This is a genomic window from Kribbella rubisoli, assembly GCF_004217145.1.
Taxonomy (GTDB): Bacteria; Actinomycetota; Actinomycetes; order Propionibacteriales; family Kribbellaceae; genus Kribbella; species Kribbella rubisoli.
In genome coordinates, this window is record NZ_SHKR01000012.1 from 190398 (window position 1) to 206109 (window position 15712).

Annotated in this window: 16 protein-coding genes; 10 read left to right on the forward strand and 6 right to left on the reverse strand. The window is 68.7% G+C overall.

The window, feature by feature from the left end:
- Positions 1–45: 45 nt before the first annotated feature.
- Complete coding sequence (locus EV645_RS15115) at positions 46–921, forward strand: LysR family transcriptional regulator (protein ID WP_130444172.1); 876 nt, start codon at positions 46–48, stop codon at positions 919–921.
- On the opposite strand, the gene EV645_RS15120 is transcribed toward EV645_RS15115, so the two are convergent.
- Positions 918–1616 carry a TetR/AcrR family transcriptional regulator gene (locus EV645_RS15120; protein WP_198681639.1) on the reverse strand — a complete coding sequence of 233 codons (699 nt, stop codon included), beginning with the start codon at positions 1614–1616 and terminating at the stop codon, positions 918–920. The genes EV645_RS15115 and EV645_RS15120 overlap by 4 nt on opposite strands.
- An 84-nt stretch (positions 1617–1700) precedes the next feature.
- Here EV645_RS15120 and EV645_RS15125 point away from each other — a divergent pair, with 84 nt between their 5' ends.
- Genes EV645_RS15125 through pepN form a run of 3 tightly spaced genes read left to right on the forward strand, consistent with a single transcriptional unit; the run spans position 1701 to position 5613 of the window.
- A complete protein-coding gene (locus EV645_RS15125) occupies positions 1701–2777 on the forward strand; it encodes an FAD-dependent oxidoreductase (protein ID WP_130444176.1) in 1077 nt (358 codons plus the stop codon).
- Between the two features lie 9 nt (positions 2778–2786).
- Complete coding sequence (locus EV645_RS15130) at positions 2787–3152, forward strand: hypothetical protein (RefSeq protein WP_130444178.1); 366 nt, start codon at positions 2787–2789, stop codon at positions 3150–3152.
- A 28-nt stretch (positions 3153–3180) separates the two neighbouring features.
- Entirely contained in the window at positions 3181–5613 is a 2433-nt protein-coding gene (pepN, locus tag EV645_RS15135) for an aminopeptidase N (protein ID WP_130444180.1), read from the forward strand.
- Positions 5614–5616: 3 nt separating this feature from the next.
- On the opposite strand, the gene EV645_RS15140 is transcribed toward pepN, so the two are convergent.
- Positions 5617–6156, reverse strand: a complete 540-nt coding sequence (locus EV645_RS15140; RefSeq protein WP_130444182.1) for an RNA polymerase sigma factor — start codon at positions 6154–6156, stop codon at positions 5617–5619.
- Between the two features lie 52 nt (positions 6157–6208).
- On the opposite strand from EV645_RS15140, the gene EV645_RS15145 reads away from it, so the two are divergent.
- A complete protein-coding gene (locus EV645_RS15145) occupies positions 6209–7246 on the forward strand; it encodes a serine/threonine-protein kinase (RefSeq protein ID WP_130444184.1) in 1038 nt (345 codons plus the stop codon).
- 17 nt (positions 7247–7263) lie between these two features.
- Positions 7264–7863, forward strand: coding sequence for a hypothetical protein (locus EV645_RS15150; protein ID WP_130444186.1), 600 nt, complete (start codon positions 7264–7266; stop codon positions 7861–7863).
- 381 nt (positions 7864–8244) lie between these two features.
- Here EV645_RS15150 and EV645_RS15155 read toward each other — a convergent pair whose 3' ends face one another.
- The 4 genes from EV645_RS15155 to deoC are packed head-to-tail and all read right to left on the reverse strand — an operon-like array spanning position 8245 to position 12523.
- On the reverse strand, positions 8245–9258 hold the full coding sequence (locus tag EV645_RS15155; RefSeq protein WP_130444188.1) for a S66 family peptidase: 1014 nt from the start codon (positions 9256–9258) through the stop codon (positions 8245–8247).
- Positions 9259–9262: 4 nt separating this feature from the next.
- Positions 9263–10135 (reverse strand): aldehyde dehydrogenase family protein, encoded by an 873-nt coding sequence (locus tag EV645_RS15160; protein ID WP_130444190.1) that lies wholly within the window; start codon positions 10133–10135, stop codon positions 9263–9265.
- On the reverse strand, positions 10125–11561 hold the full coding sequence (locus EV645_RS15165; protein WP_130444192.1) for an aldehyde dehydrogenase family protein: 1437 nt from the start codon (positions 11559–11561) through the stop codon (positions 10125–10127). The genes EV645_RS15160 and EV645_RS15165 overlap by 11 nt, the downstream gene beginning before the upstream one ends.
- Before the next feature lie 5 nt (positions 11562–11566).
- A complete protein-coding gene (deoC, locus tag EV645_RS15170; RefSeq protein ID WP_130444194.1) occupies positions 11567–12523 on the reverse strand; it encodes a deoxyribose-phosphate aldolase in 957 nt (318 codons plus the stop codon).
- Between the two features lie 46 nt (positions 12524–12569).
- On the opposite strand from deoC, the gene EV645_RS15175 reads away from it, so the two are divergent.
- From EV645_RS15175 to EV645_RS15190, 4 genes are all read left to right on the forward strand, one after another.
- Positions 12570–13130, forward strand: a complete 561-nt coding sequence (locus EV645_RS15175) for a PH domain-containing protein (protein WP_130444196.1) — start codon at positions 12570–12572, stop codon at positions 13128–13130.
- Positions 13131–13132: 2 nt separating this feature from the next.
- Positions 13133–14029 carry an alpha/beta hydrolase gene (locus EV645_RS15180; protein WP_130444198.1) on the forward strand — a complete coding sequence of 299 codons (897 nt, stop codon included), beginning with the start codon at positions 13133–13135 and terminating at the stop codon, positions 14027–14029.
- Positions 14030–14141: 112 nt separating this feature from the next.
- On the forward strand, positions 14142–15092 hold the full coding sequence (locus EV645_RS15185; RefSeq protein WP_130444200.1) for a neutral zinc metallopeptidase: 951 nt from the start codon (positions 14142–14144) through the stop codon (positions 15090–15092).
- 168 nt (positions 15093–15260) lie between these two features.
- Positions 15261–15710, forward strand: a complete 450-nt coding sequence (locus tag EV645_RS15190; RefSeq protein ID WP_130444202.1) for a hypothetical protein — start codon at positions 15261–15263, stop codon at positions 15708–15710.
- The last annotated feature ends 2 nt before the right edge of the window (positions 15711–15712 follow it).

Below are 15712 nucleotides of genomic sequence, written 5' to 3' on the forward strand. Positions count from 1 at the left end.
CGCGATCTCCCTAGCCAGCCTCAGGCTGAGACGTAGGCTGATCCCATGCGGTACGACCTCGACGATCTCCGGCTCTTCACGCATGTCGCGGCAGAGGGCTCGATCACCGCCGGTGCGCGGGTGATGCACCTCAGCCTGCCTTCGGCCAGCGCACGGGTCAGAGCGCTCGAAGCGCAGGCCGGCGTACCGCTGCTGATCCGCGAGCGGCGCGGCGTCCGGCTGACTCCCGCGGGTGCCACGCTGGCTCGGCACGCCCGCGAAGTCCTCGCCGAGACGACCAGGTTGGACAGTGCGGTCGCGTCGTACGCCGTCTCCAGGACCGCCCCGATCCGGCTCGTCGCCGGCGGTTCCGCGATGCACCAGCTCGTCCCGGTCGCCCTCGCCACGTTCCTCCGCGAGCATCCGGAGTACGACGTGAACGTGAGCGAGCGGCGTACCGTCCGCAGTGTCCGGCTGCTCGCCGCGGGAGAGGCCGACCTGGGCGTCATCCTCGACGACGAACCGACCTCGTTGCGGACCGAACCGCTCGCCGACGACTCGCTGGTCGTCATCGGCCAGGCCGGCGGCACCCTCGCCGGCCGCACGTCGATCGCGTACGCCGAAGTCGCCGAACACCCGCTGGTCGGACTCGACCGCAAGTCCCCGCTCACGCAATGGATGGACGAGCGCCTCGGCCCGCACGCGCCGGCGCCGCGCTACCGCACCGTCGTACCGACCCTGCACACGCTGATCACGCTCGCCACCGCCGGTGCCGGACTCGCGATCGTCCCGCGCCGGGCCGTCGACGCGATCGCCGCGCTGGACATCTGCCCGCTGCAGGACGCCTGGTCGACCCGCGCACATCTGCTCTGCTACGCCGCGAACGCTCCCCAGTCGGCGCACCTCCTGGCCGGTCACCTGCACGCGGCGGCAGGCGCCTAGTTGCGCAGGCTGCTCCTGATGCCTTCCAGCAGGTACGTCAGGCCGAGCTCGAACACCTCGTCGGCCTGCAGATGGGGGGCGTCGTGGACCCATTCCTCCATCGCGGGATAGTCACCGGTCGCGAACATCCGGAGCAGGTACGGCGCTGTCGCGTGCTGCCACTGCCGCTGGTCGAGCCCGCTGGCGCGCTGAGCCCGGCGCTCGGCGACCTCCTTGCGGACCGCGCCGATCACGTAGACGTTCACCGTCGCAAGGGCGCCGGTGACGGTGCCGAGATCGTCGAGCCCGGTGGCACGCAAGGCGGTCAGCGCCGCTTCGCCGTGGGCGAGGGTCGCCGGACCCAGATGCGGCCGGCCGCCGAGCAGCTCCGCGAACCATTCGTGCCGCAGGGCCACGCCCCGGATCCCGGTCGCGATCGAGCTGAGGACGGCGTCCCAGGTCGCTCCGGCGGGCGCCGGAATCTCGGCGTACGCGGCGTCGACCATCAGCGTGAGCAGCTCGTCCTTGGTGTCGACGTACCGGTAGAGGCGCATCGGACCGGCGTCGAGTGCACTGCCGACCTTCCGCAGCGACACGGCGTCGAGGCCCGCGCTGTCGGCCAGCTCGATCGCGGCCCGCACGATGCGCTGCCGGCTGAGCGGGCTCGGGGCCCGTCGCTCGGACGGCTCCGGGCGATCCCAAATCAGGTCTGTCACATCACACCTCCAGGACCCGAACGATACACCGCCTTGTTCTGATACGGTGTATCGAAAGCTACGGCGTATCGACAGGAGTTCTTCATGATCGCGATCATCGGCGCCGGCCCGGGCGGCCTCACGCTCGCCCGGATCCTGCACGTCCACGGCATCGACTCCGTCGTGTTCGAGCGTGACGCGTCCGGCGATGCCCGCAGCCAGGGCAGCATGCTCGATCTGCACACCGACACCGGCCAGGCCGCCCTCCGAGCGGCCGGACTGGAGCGGGAGTTCCTCGCGGCCGCCCGCGGCGAGGGGCAGGACCTGCGGATGCTGGACCACACCGGCACGATGCTGCTCCAGGAGGACACCCCGGACGACGCGCCGATGCTGCGCCCGGAGATCGACCGCGCCGACCTGCGGAACATCCTGCTGAGCTCACTCCCCGCGCACACGGTCCGCTGGGGGAGCGCCTTCACTTCTGCGGAAGCGCACGAGGGCGGACACCTCCTGCACTTCGCCGACGGCAGTACCGCGACGTGCGACCTGCTCGTCGGCGCGGACGGCGCCAACTCCCGGGTCCGTCCGCTGCTCACCGACATCGAGCCGACGTACTCCGGCAAGGTCGTCGTGCAGAGCTCGATCCGCGATGCCGATCGCACCCGGCCCGAACTGGCCGAGATGGTTGGCCGCGGCAACTACTGGGCGTTCGGACCGGACCGGATGCTGGGCGCGCAACGCAACGGGAACGGCGTGGTCCAGGTCAGCGTGTCGATCTACGGTCCGTCCGACCTGGACCCGGCGGCAGCGACCGACCTTCCGGACGAATGGGCTCCGCAGTTCCGGCGCTTGCTGGCCGCCTGTGACGAGCCGTTCGTCGTGCGCCCGGCGTACCTCCTGCCGATCGGGATGACCTGGCCGCGCCGGTCGGGTGTGACCCTGCTCGGGGACGCGGCGCACCTGATGCCGTCGCACGGCGAGGGCGCGAACCAGGCCATGCGGGACGCAGCCGAACTCGCGCAGGCGATCGCTGCGCATCCGGGCGATCTGGACGCGGCGCTCGAGGCCTACGAGCCGGCCATGTTCGAGTGCACCGCCAAGGTCGCGGAGAGCTCGGCAGAGGTCGCGAAGATGATGTCCGGGCCTGATGCCGCCCAGAAGGTGCTCGCGTTCTTCAGCTAGCGTGCGGGTATGGACGAGGTCGGCATTCCGCTGCAGGCGTTCGGTGCGTTGCTGCACAGCCAGCACATCGGCATGGTGTGCCGGGCGTTGAACATGTACCAGGTGGCCGCGGCGTACACGCGGGTGAGCGGCGGCAACCCGCTCGAACCGATGGCCGACGAGGTCCGGCAGGTCGCGCGCGAGATCCTCGCCCGGCCGCCGGCGGAACCCGATGAAGACCTTCGGGCCGGCTTCGATCACGTGAGCGCGTTGAACGTGCTGACCGTCCTGGCCGAGCCCGCGGATGCCGAGCTGATCGCCGGCGTGCTGGAGAGTACGACGAACGAGGAGATTCGCGCGGTCGCAAAGCTGGCGGCGGCCACCGCTCACACTTAGTGTCCCGTGCCGGGATAGCGTGCAGGTCATGCGCGCGCTCACGGTAGAAGAGGCCCGGCAACGGGCGGCAGACCTGGACCTGCGGTCGTACGAGGTCGCGTTCGACCTCACCGGCTCCGGGGACACGTTCGTCACGACCAGCCGGATCCGCTTCGGGGCCACGAGCAGCACGAGTTGGGTCGACGTGAAGCCCGAGCGGCTGATCAGCGTCGTAGTCAATGGTGAAGCACTGGATGTCGGCGCGCTGGACGGCGGCCGCTTCCCGCTCGCCGGGCTGACGGCCGAGAACGAGCTCGTCGTGACTGCTGAGCTCAAGTACTCCGCGGACGGCGAGGGCCTGGTCCGATCCGTCGACGCCGCCGACGGGCGCGTCTACACGTACGGCATGTCGTCGCTGGAGTCCGCCCCGCGGTACTTCCCCTGCTTCGACCAACCCGATCTCAAGGCGCCGTACACCATGACGGTGAAATGCCCCGAGGACTGGGTTGTCCTGGGCAACGGCGCCGCCACGCGGACCGCGCCAGGGGAGTGGGTGCTCGCCGAGACCAAGCCACTGTCGACGTACTTCGTCACCCTCGTCGCCGGCCCGTACCACCTGACCCGCAGCGAGTACGACGGGATCCCGCTCGGGCTCGCCTGCCGGCAATCGCTGCAGGAGCACCTGGAACGCGACGCCGAGGATTTGTTCCGGTCCACCCGGGAAGCCTTCGACGCGTATCACGGGATGTTCCGGCAGCGGTACCCGTTCGGCGAGTACTGGCAGGTGTTCGTGCCGGACTTCAACCTCGGCGCGATGGAGAACCCGGGCTGTGTCACGGTCTCGGACGACCTCGTGTTCCGCGGGCCGGTGACCGAGGCCGAACGCAGTACCCGCTCGCGTGTGCTGGTGCACGAGATGGCGCACATGTGGTTCGGCGACCTGGTCACGATGAAGTGGTGGAACGACATGTGGCTGAACGAGTCGTTCGCCGAATACATGGCGCACCGGGTGTCGGAGGACGCGACCAGCTACGGCGGCAACTGGACGGATTTCGCGTTCGTGCGGAAGTGGTGGGGGCTGCAGACGGACCAGAGCAGCTCGACGCATCCGGTCGCACCGGACAGTCTGAAGGATGCGCGGCAGTCGCTGGACGACTTCGACGGGATCTCCTATGCCAAGGGCGCGGCGGTCTTGAAGCAGTTGGCGAAGTACCTCGGGGATGACGTCTTCCTCAAGGGGGTCAACGCGCATCTCGAGGCCCACGAGTACGGGAACGCGGAGCTGGGTGAGTTCATCCAGAAGTTGACCGAGGCCGGTGCGCGGGACCTGGACGCGTGGTCGGAGCAATGGCTGCGTACGTCGGGGTTGGACACGATCTCCGTCGAGCGGACGGATTCCGGCGTTGTCCTGCATCGGACGAGCCCTGATGACTCACGGCGGCTGCACAAGTTGAGTGTCGGTGGGTACGCCGCCGAGGGGTCGGCAACGTTGGTCGATGTGGTGCTGGCCGGGGACTCCGCAGAAGTTGCGCTGAGCAACGATGTGGTGATCGCGGACGCGAACGACGACACCTGGGTGAAGATTCGGCTGGACGCCGTCAGTCTGGCAAACCTGCCGGAGGTGCTGCCGAAGATCGCGGACAGCACTACCCGTGCGGTGGTCTGGAACTCGATCCGGGACTCGGTCGCGGATGCCGAGTTGGATCCCCGGCGGGCGCTCGAGCTGTTCGTTGCTGCTCTTCCGGAGGAGGACAGCGATATCGCGGTCGGCTCGTTGGCGCAGTGGCTGGAGGCGCGGGTGCTCGGGCGCTACCTGGACTACGAGCAGCACCGCGGGCCGGTGGCCGATGCACTCGGCAACAAGCTGACGACCACAGCGCCGGGAAGCAGCTTGCAGCTGATTGTCGCGCGGACGTTCGTCGCGACGACGGATGATGCCGATCTGCTGAGGTCCTGGCTCAACGGTGCTGGTCCGGACGGTCTGGTCGTCGATGCCGATCTGCGGTGGGCGATCGTGCTCCGGCTGGTCCGTCTCGGCGCGTTCGGTGCGGCCGAGATCGACGCCGAGCTGGCCCGGGACAAGTCCACGGAAGGAGTGACGCACGCGGCCCGCTGCCGGGCGGCACTGCCCGACGGCAAGGAAGCGGCCTGGGCCCGGATCATGACCGACCCGGCGATCGGCGTACAGGAACTGCTCGCCACCGCGGACGGGTTCTGGCATCCGTCGCAGAGCGCCATCACCGCGCCGTACGTGCAGCGGTTCTTCACCGACATCGCGCGGACCGCGGAGATCCGGGCCGGCATGGTCGTCGGCCTGACCGCGAGCAGGATCGCCCCGAGGTACGCGATCGACGAGCAGCTGATCGCGCCGGCCGAGGCGCTGATCGCGGACGAGAGCGTGTCGCCGGGCATCCGCCGGCAGACTGCCAACTTCCTCGACGACCTGCGCCGGGCCGTGGCGGTGCGCCGGACGTTCGGCTGAGGCCTAGCGGACGGTGAGACGTTCCGCGACGGCCTTGCGGGCCTGGTGGATCCGGGCCTTCACGGTGCCGAGCGGTACGTCGAGCTCGTCGGCGATCTCGGCGTACGACAGCGCGCCGAGGTCGCGCAGTACCAGCGGCTGGACGAGCTGTGGGTGGCTGGACTCGAGCGCCTCGAGGGCCTCCAGCAGGTCGAGGCGGGAGCCGGCGATCACCGACGTGGTGCGTGGATCGACCGACTCCGGCAGCACCTCGGCGGACTGCTCGACCGCGCGGCGCTTCAGCGACCGGTAGGTCTGGCGGGCCTGGTTGGTGGCCACGATCGTCACCCAGCCGGCGAAGCTGCCGGTGCCCTTGAAGGTGTGCACCTTGTTGGCGACCTGCAGCAAGGTGTCCTGGACCGCCTCCTCGGCGTCCTCGCGGTAGGGGAGGAATTTCGCCACCCGCCGCTGCACCTGCGGCCGGATCGCCTGCAGGAGTTGTGGAAGCACTGTCTTGTCCCCCGACGCCGCGCGGGCCGCGAGTTCTTCCAACTCCTCGGTCATGCTCCCCCTTTTGAGCCCCGTTTGAGCTCAGTTGTGGTCGACAATAGCCCGGATGGATGTCATCGGGCGGTACCGGTTACGGGACAAGATCGGCGCGGGCGCGTTCGCGACAGTCTGGCGGGGTTACGACGACGACCTGGATGTCGACGTCGCCGTCAAGGTCCTCGCGGACAACTGGGCGTCGCGCGCCGACGTGCGCGAACGCTTCCTGTCCGAGGCGCGCCTGATGCGCCGGATCGCCAGCGACCGGGTCGTCCGGGTCTTCGACCTGGGCAAGCTCGACGACGGCCGCCCGTACTTCGTGATGGACTACATCGGCGGCGGCACGCTCGGCGACGTACTGCGCCAAGGACCGCTGGATGCCGTGGACGCGCTGTGGTGGGGCGCGGACCTGGCCCATGCTGTGGCCGCGCTGCACAGCGAAGGCGTCGTGCATCGCGATGTCACCCCGGCGAACCTGCTGCTCCGACCGGGTGACGAGTCCGGCGGCGGCACCCATCGGATCGTGCTTGCCGACCTGGGCCTGGCGAAACGGGCCGCGGAGGCCTCGGGACTCACGCAGGCCGTCGGTACGCCGTCGTACATGGCGCCCGAGCAGGGTCGCGGCGACGGCGGCTTCGACGAGCGAGCGGATATCTACGCGATCGGCGCGGTCACCTTCGCGCTGATCACCGGGCATCCGCCGTACGTCGCGGGCTCGATCGGCGAGGTGCTGAACCGCGACCCGGACCTGCCGCCGCCGAGCCTGCGCTCGGTGCTGCACGACTCGGTCGGACCGCTCGACGACATCTTCGGGCGGGCGCTGGCCTATCGCGTCGACGACCGCTGGGAGCGCGCGGACACGCTGGCCGAGCGGTTCGAGGCGGAGGCGTACCGGCTCGAGCAGGAGGCCCCGCTGCGCGCCGAGGAGCGCACCGAGATCACCGACGAAGACCCGGACGCGACGGTCGCGACGGTCGCGACGGTCGCGACGGACGCGACGGACGCGACGGTACGGCGACGCCGCCGGACGCGGATGTGGTTCCTGCTGGCGTTGCCGGTCGTTTTCGTTGCAGCAGGTGTCGGCGGCTGGTTCCTGTTCGGGCGATGACTCCGTAGAGTGGCCATATGGCTACTCTCTGCAGTCTTGCGGTGACTCTCGCCTTGCTCGCCCCCATCAATGCTCAACCGATTGCCACCTATGCGTGCCGGGCGAACACCAAGTTCGGCCAGCACACCGTGTCGCTGCGTCAGGCCGTGAACGCCACCGCCCCGGTCACCGTCCGGCCGAACACCCGCTTCACCGTCGCCGTCGACCTCCAGCCCGGGTCGCTCCCCAGCGAGGTCAAGGGCTTCAAGCTCCAAGAGGTCCGCGACCTGGCGCTCCGCGTGCCGGTGCCCGCCAACTCGTCGTACATCAGCGCGAAAGTGTCCGGCGGCTTCGGCCTCAACTCCACCCCCACCGCGCAACTCGACGGCACCGACGTCGTGATCAAGGTCCCCGGCCCGATCCCCGGCGGCGCCAACTACGAACTCCCGACCCTCGCCGTCCGCCTCAAGTCCGGCCGCCGCGGCACCACCGTCGAAACCAGACTCAAAGGCACCAGTTACGACGACCCCGGTCTCACCCTGCAGGCCAAGATCAAGTGGAAGTTCCTCACCACCACCGCCCCCGTAGCCTGCTACCCCGACCCGAATCCGACCCTCACCACAACCGTCATCCGCTAGCCCCACCCACCGAGTCGTGCAAGAAGGCGACCCCCCTCCCGCCGAGTCGTGAATCCCGGTCCGCAGATGCAGCCCAAATCCACGACTCGACGGAAGAGGACGCCTGGCGTTCCGGGCGGTGGACGGGTTTGGACCGGTCCGTGGGTTGTAGGGCCGGAGGGGCTGGTCGGAGGGGGGCGAGACAGGAAAAGGCGGCTGGAGACAAGAAATGGGGTCCGGGGACCTGAAATAACATGTCTCCAGACCCCGCAGTGTGTCTCCGCCCACCGCAGACTGTCTCAGTCCCCGATCGAACGAGCCACTCGACCGATCCACATGACTCCGTGTCCACACCAGCCGGAGACGAACCACAGTCCCCCAAACACCAAACGCAGAAGCGGTTCAGTAAACGACTGTGATTCGTTCCGCGGGCGGGTCGATCCGGACCTGGCCGCCGTACGGAAGCACGAACTGCGGGTCCGTGTGCCCGATGTCGAGGCCCTTCACGACCACGGCGGTGGGGTTGTACTCCGCGAGCGCCCGATCGACGGCGAGGTACTGGCCGGTGACGTAGCTGAAGGACTGCTCCGGCGTCATCTCCTGGAAGAGCGACCTGGACTTCGGGCGCCCCCACAGAACCGCGTCGAAGCGTTCGAGCAGGCCGCGTTCGCCGAGGTTGCGGAGCACCCGGTAGACGTCCTCGGACGTCGGCATCTCTTCGCTGGTCTCGCCGAAGAACACCCCGCTGTACGACTCGGTCGGGAGCATCCAGCGGTTCGCGGACAGTTGCCAGTCGAGGATCTCGACGCAGCCGCCCCAGAGCTTCCCGCTGACCGTCTGCGTGCCGCTCCACGTCCACCCGGTGCCCGGGAACAGCGGCGGCTCGGTCTCGAGGTTCTCCGGGACCGCCCAGTCGTGGTCGACGTCGGTCCACCCCTCGGCCGGCGTCAGGTCGAACTCGCCGCCGGTGAACATTGCCGCCCGCAACGATCGCTCGGTGTCCGGGTGCAGCGCGCCGCCGCGGCCGAACTGCACCATCACGCTGCCGCCGTGGAAGGCCGGCAAACCCAACGTGTGCAGGAAGTTGAGCAGATTCGTGTTGTCGCTGTACCCGAAGAACGGCTTCGGATCCGCCTGGAAGACGGCCGGGTCCAGATACTTCAGCACGGTCAGCTGGTCGTCGCCGCCGATGCTCGCGAACACCGCGCGGATCGACGGATCCGACCACGCCTCGTGCAGATCGTCGGCCCGCTCCTGCGGCGTGGACCGGAGCTTCCGGGTCGTCGGATACTCGACCGGCTCGAGCCCGAAGTCGTCGCGCAGCCGGCGCAGCCCCAGCTCGTAAGGGCCGGGGAAGATCTCCGGCAGACCCCGGGACGGCGAGACGATCGCGACCCGGTCACCTGGCTTCAGCAAGGATTCAGACTCCGATCGGGTGCCAGACGGTCTTCAGTTCGAGGTACTGCGTGAGCCGCGACATGCCCTGGTCCGCGGACCAGTCCTCCTCGGCGGGACGGCGTACCCGCTTGAGGTTGTCGGCCGCGGCGATCTCGAGCTCGGTCGCCTCCTCGGGATCGACGATCCCGCACAGGTCGATCGCGTTGACGTCCATGTGCGAGGCCAGCCACGGGCCGACCTCGGACGCCGAACCGGTGAGGATGTTGACCACCCCACCCGGTACGTCGGAGGTCGCCATCACCTCGCCCAACGTGATCGCCGGCAGCGGGCGCTCGAACGACGAGACCGCGACCACCGTGTTACCGGACACGATCGCGGGCGCGATCACGCTGGTCAGGCCGAGCAGGCTGGAGTCCTGCGGCGCGAGCACCGCGACCACACCGGTTGCCTCGGGCAACGAGAAGTCGAAGTACGGCCCGGCGACCGGGTTGCTGGAGCCGACCACCTGGGCGAGCTTGTCGGCCCACCCGGCGTACCAGACCCAGCGGTCGATCGACTCGTCGACGACCGCACGGGCCTTGGAGATCGACAGCCCTTCGGACGCGGACACCTCGGCGCTGAACTGCTGGTGCCGGCCCTCCATCACCTCGGCGATGCGGTAGAGCACCTGGCCGCGGTTGTACGCCGTCCGCCCGTGCCAGCCGGTGAACGCCTTGCGGGCCGCCACCACGGCGTCGCGAGCGTCCTTGCGGGAGGCCTGCGACGCGTTGGCGAGAAACTTGCCCTTGGCATTGGACACGACGTACGACCGGCCCGATTCGCTGCGCGGGAAGGCGCCGCCGATGTAGAGCTTGTAGGTCTTGCGCACTTCAAGCCTCTGGGTCTCAGTGGGCAAGGTAGGCCTCCAAGCCGTGGCGACCGCCCTCGCGGCCGTAGCCCGACTCCTTGTACCCGCCGAACGGCGAGGTCGGGTCGAAGCGGTTGAACGTGTTCGCCCAGACGACGCCGGCGCGCAGCTGGTTCGCCATCCAGAGGATCCGCGATCCCTTGTCGGTCCAGATCCCGGCGGACAGGCCGAACGGCGTGTTGTTCGCCTTCTCGACCGCCTCCTGCGGAGTACGGAAGGTCAGCACGGACAGCACCGGGCCGAAGATCTCCTCGCGGGCGATCCGGTGCGCCTGCGACACCCCGGTGAAGACGGTCGGCGGGAACCAGTAGCCGTGGGCCGGCAGCTCGCACTCCGGCGACCAGCGCTCGGCGCCCTCGTCCTCGCCGATCTGCGACAGCTCGCGGATCTTGGCCAGCTGGGCGGCGGAGTTGATCGCGCCGATGTCGGTGTTCTTGTCCAGCGGGTCGCCGACGCGCAGCGTGCCCATTCGGCGCTTCAGTCGCGCGAGGACCTCGTCGTACACACTCTCCTGGACCAGCAGCCGTGAGCCCGCGCAGCAGACGTGGCCCTGGTTGAAGAAGATGCCGTTGACGATGCCCTCGATGGTCTGGTCGATCGGCGCGTCCTCGAAGACGATGTTCGCCGCCTTGCCGCCGAGCTCGAGCGTGACCGCCTTGTGCGTGCCCGCGACCGATTTGGCGATCGCCCGGCCGACCTCGGTCGAACCGGTGAACGCGACCTTGTCGACGCCCTCGTGCTCGACCAGCGCCTGCCCGGTCCGGCCCGCGCCGGTGACGATGTTCACCACGCCCGGCGGCAGATCGGCCTGCTGGCAGATCTCCGCGAACGCCAGCGCGGTCAGCGGAGTCGTCTCGGCCGGCTTCAGCACGACCGTATTGCCGGCCGCCAGCGCCGGGGCGATCTTCCACGCCAGCATGAGCATCGGGAAGTTCCACGGGATCACCTGGCCCGCGACGCCCCACGGCTGCGGGTCGTCGCCGACACCGGCGTACTCGAGCTTGTCCGCCCAGCCCGCGTAGTAGAAGAAGTGCGCCGCCACCAACGGGATGTCGACGTCGCGGGACTCGCGGATCGGCTTGCCGTTGTCGAGCGACTCCAGCACCGCCAGCTCACGCGAACGCTCCTGGATCAGCCGCGCGATCCGGAACAGGTACTTCGCCCTGTCCTTTCCGCTCATCGGGCCCCAGACCTTCTCGAAAGCCTTGCGGGCCGCCCTCACCGCCTTGTCCACATCGGCCGGTCCAGCCTCGCTGACCTCGGCGAGCACCTCTTCGGAGGCGGGGGACACGGTCTTGAACGGCTTGCCGTCCGTCGCGTCGGTGAACTGCCCGTTGATGAACAGTCCGTACGACGACTTGATGTCGACGATCGCCCGCGATTCGGGGGCCGGTGCGTACTCGAATCTGCTCATGCCTGTCAGTCCAAGGTGAAGTAGTCGGGGCCGGGGTAGTTCCCGGTGGCCAGCTTGGTGCGTTGCATCAGCAGGTCGTTCAGCAGACTGGAAGCGCCGAAACGGAACAGCTCCGGGTCCAGCCAGTCCGGTCCGGCGGTCTCGTTGACCGTGACCAGGTACTTGATCGCGTCCTTCGCGGTCCGGATGCCGCCGGCCGGCTTGACGCCGATGTGCAGCCCGGTGGCCTCGTGGTAGTCGCGGACCGCCTCGAGCATCACCAGCGTCACCGGAAGTGTTGCCGCCGGGGACACCTTGCCGGTGGAGGTCTTGATGAAGTCGGCGCCGGCCAGCATCGCCAGCCAGGACGCACGACGGACGTTGTCGTAGGTGACCAGCTCGCCGGTCTCCAGGATCACCTTCAGGTGCGCGTCGCCGGCGGCCTCGCGGATCGCGGTGATCTCGTCGAAGACCAGGCCGTAACGCCCGGAGAGGAACGCGCCGCGGTCGATCACCATGTCGACGTCGTCGGCGCCGGCCGCGACCGCGTCCTTGGTGTCCTGGACCTTGATCGCGAGGCTGGAACGTCCACTGGGGAAGGCGGTCGCGACACTCGCGACGCTGATCCCGGAGCCCTTCAGCTCGTGCTTCGCGGTGGCCACGAGGTCGGGGTATACACAGACGGCGGCAACCTGGGGGGCGGTCGGGTCGGCCGGGTCGGGCCGCTTCGCCTTCGCGCACAGGGCCCGGATCTTGCCGGGTGTGTCCTGGCCCTCCAGCGTCGTCAGGTCGATCATCGAGATCGCCAGGTCGAGTGCGTAGGCCTTGGCGGTGGTCTTGATCGACCGGGTGCCCAGGGTGGCGGCCCGGGCCTCGGCGCCGACCTGGTCGACGCCCGGCAGCCCGAGCAGGAATCGGCGCAGCCGGTCCTCGGACGAGGTCACGTCGGCCAGGCTGTCGACGCCGCTGTCGAGTGTGGTCACCTGTGGCAGTCTAGTGCTGTTCCGGACAGCCAGTTACTTTGTGCGGGTGAAGTCGAAGTCGCCCGAGAGCGAGCAGTACCTGTCTGCGTCGAACCGGATCACCGGGGCCATCGTCCTGGTGATCGGGCTCCTCGGCCTGGTCGATGTGGTCCTGGAGTGGCGGACCGCCACCGGGCTGCTGGTCGGCAGCATCATCGCGATCTTCATGGTCCTGGCGTACGCCGGACTGATGCGGCCGTCGGTCACGCTGAGCCCCGAGAATCTACTGCTGCGTAACCACCTGCGGGACCATCTGATCCCGTGGTCGAAGGTGACCGGCGTCGACGTGACCGACATCCTCCGGGTGCACACCGAGGCGAACCGGTTCCGCGCGCCCGGCGTCCAACTGGTCATGCGCGACCTTCGCAAGCAGCGTGTCGGCGGCCGGAAGCTGGCGGCCGACAACTCCCTGTCCAAGGCCGACTTCGTGGTCAACCGGATCGAGACCCTCCAGGGCCAGTACTCCAAGCAGTCGCATGGTGACGTGATCACCCGCTGGGCCGCGCCCGAGCTGATCGCCATCGGAGTCCTCGCCGTGGTCGCGATCGTGGCAGCCTTGGTCCGCTGAGCGTGCTCAGTCGCCGCGTCCTTCTCCGTACCGGGGTCGCGGCAGGCGTGGTCGGAGTCGCCGGGGTAGCAGCCCTGGAGAGCGGCGCGATCGCCGGCCGGGCGCGGGTGCACGACGCTCTCGGCCTCACCGGCCCGGACGGCGTCGTACCCGACGTGCCCGCCGGTCCAGTGGTATCGGGCAGCTTCAACTCGTTCGGCCGCCGTACCGAGGTCGGCTACAGCGTCATCTACCCCGACGGGTACGACGCCTCGGCGGAGCTGCCCGTCGTCCTCGTCCTGCACGGTCGTGGGGGCGACCACACATCCGCGATCAACGACCTCGGCATCGACCGGTACCTGACCGCGACGGTTCGGGCGGGTACGCCGGCCTTCGCGCTCGCGACCGTCGACGGCGGGCAGAACAGCTACTGGCATCGACGGGCCGATGGCAACGATCCCGGGTTCATGCTCGACCAGGAATTCCTTCCCCTGTTGGCCGATCGCGGCCTGCGGACCGGCCGGTACGGCGTCCTCGGCTGGTCGATGGGCGGGTACGGCGCACTGCTCTGGGTAGCACTGCAGTACTGGCAGCGACAGGTCCGGCCGTCGTCGCGAGCGGTCGCGGTCGGGGCACTCAGCCCGGCGCTCTACCGCGAGTACGACGAAGTACAGGCTGGTGCGTTCGACGGGCCCGAGGACTTCAACCAGAGCCAGGTGTTCGGCCGGCGGGTCGGCTTCCGGGATGTTGCCGTCCGCATCGACTGCGGCCGGGACGATCCGTTCGCGCCGGCCGCGCACGAGCTGCGCGAGCAGTTGCACGCGGCCGGCGGACAGCAGGCCGGGGCGCACACCCCCGGTTACTGGCGGCGTATGCTCCCTGACCAGTTGCGATTCCTGGGCGGAAAAGTGGGGCAATGAGGGGAACTGTGGCGCGAATCGCGGCGTCAGAACCCGTGTTCAAGCTCGGGTGAACCCCTGTGCACCCCAGGATTGGTCCGACAGGTCCCTAGACACATCGAGAGTGGAGCTCATGGTCAACCTCTCCCGCATCACCCTGCGTGGCGTGGCCACGGTCGGTGCCCTGGCCGGCTTCGCCGCGCTGGCGCTGCCGAACGCCCAGGCCGCGCAGACCTCCAGCACGACGACGGCTGCGGCTTCGCAGGCCGCCGCCACGAAGCCGATCGAGATCGGCACCGGTCTGGTGGCCGGTCCGCCGCCGGCTGGAGACGGACTCACCACGAAGTCGTCGCTGACGAACGTCGTGCGCTACAACAAGCTGTACAAGACCGGCGCGATCCCCACGTCGAAGTGCAAGGAGCTCAACGTCTCGCTGCGCACGTTCGCGGGAGTCGTCGCTTACGAGAACAACCTGTACAAGTGCCTCTACGGCTCCTGGGCCCTGCCGCTGAAGCAGGCCGGCGCGGCGTACAAGGTGGCGCCGAAGCTGGTCGTCCACAACTCGAGCGCGGTCAACTCGCCGTGTGGCGTGGTCACCGGCGGTACCGCGTTCTTCTGCGGTGTCGGCAATGGGTACATCTACGTTCCGGCGTACGTGATCATCAACTACTGGGCGCAGAGCCCGACGATGGCGCGTGCGTACGCGACCTTCACGCTGTCGCACGAGTACGGTCACCACGTCCAGTGGCTCACCGGCATCCTGAACGCGTCCTGGGCGCGTCAGAACGCCTTCAGCACCTACGCCGCGCAGCTCGAGGAGAGCCGTCGTCGTGAGCTGCAGGCGTCCTGCCTGGGCGGTGCCGTGGACGGCGCGAACAAGCGCAACTACCCGTTCAGCGGCGGCTTCATGACCCAGTACAACTGGGTGATCAGCAACAGCGGCGACCAGCCGGGCGGCGTGCGGGACCACGGTTCGATCAAGAACCACGCGTTCTGGGTGACCGCGGGCTTCAACGCGCGGCACAGCTACACGGTCGCGGGCAACTGCAACACCTTCAACGCGTCTTCGGCGTACGTCGCCTGATCTCGCTGCGAATCTGACGTAACTCAGCCGCCCGGTACGCGTTGGCGTACCGGGCGGCTGTTGCGTTTTGGCGACACCTGCACGATCCGCGATCGTGTGGTTACTTGTTTCGGGTGCGGACGCCCTACAGTTTCTGAGTCGAGCCTCGAACGGCAGGAGTCAAGGACAGTGAACTACGACGAGTTCAACACCGAGTACGCCAAGGTGCTGGACAAGATCAAGAGCGGTCGTTCCACCTGGTCGGAGCTGTCCGGGCACGTCACCCGGCTCCGGCAGGCGACGACCGGCATCACCTCACCGGTGGAGCGCACCCAGGTCGACCACGACCTCGCGGCGCTGAGCCAGATGGTGGACATGTCGCGGCGGACCAACGACAAGGAAGACGTCTGGACGGTCACGTCCGACGCGATCCGCAAGGCCAGCAGTCAGGAGGGTTCGGTCGCCGACCGGATCGCCCGGATCGAGGCCAGCATCAACGACATCACCGCCCTCGCCAACCGCAACCCGGACGAGCGGGACGCGCTGATGCAGTCGACCAGCACGCTCCGCATCCTGCACTCGTCGCTGCAGAGCTCCCTGCACGCCGAGGAAGCCGAAGCCGCCGCAGCCGCACGCTGAAG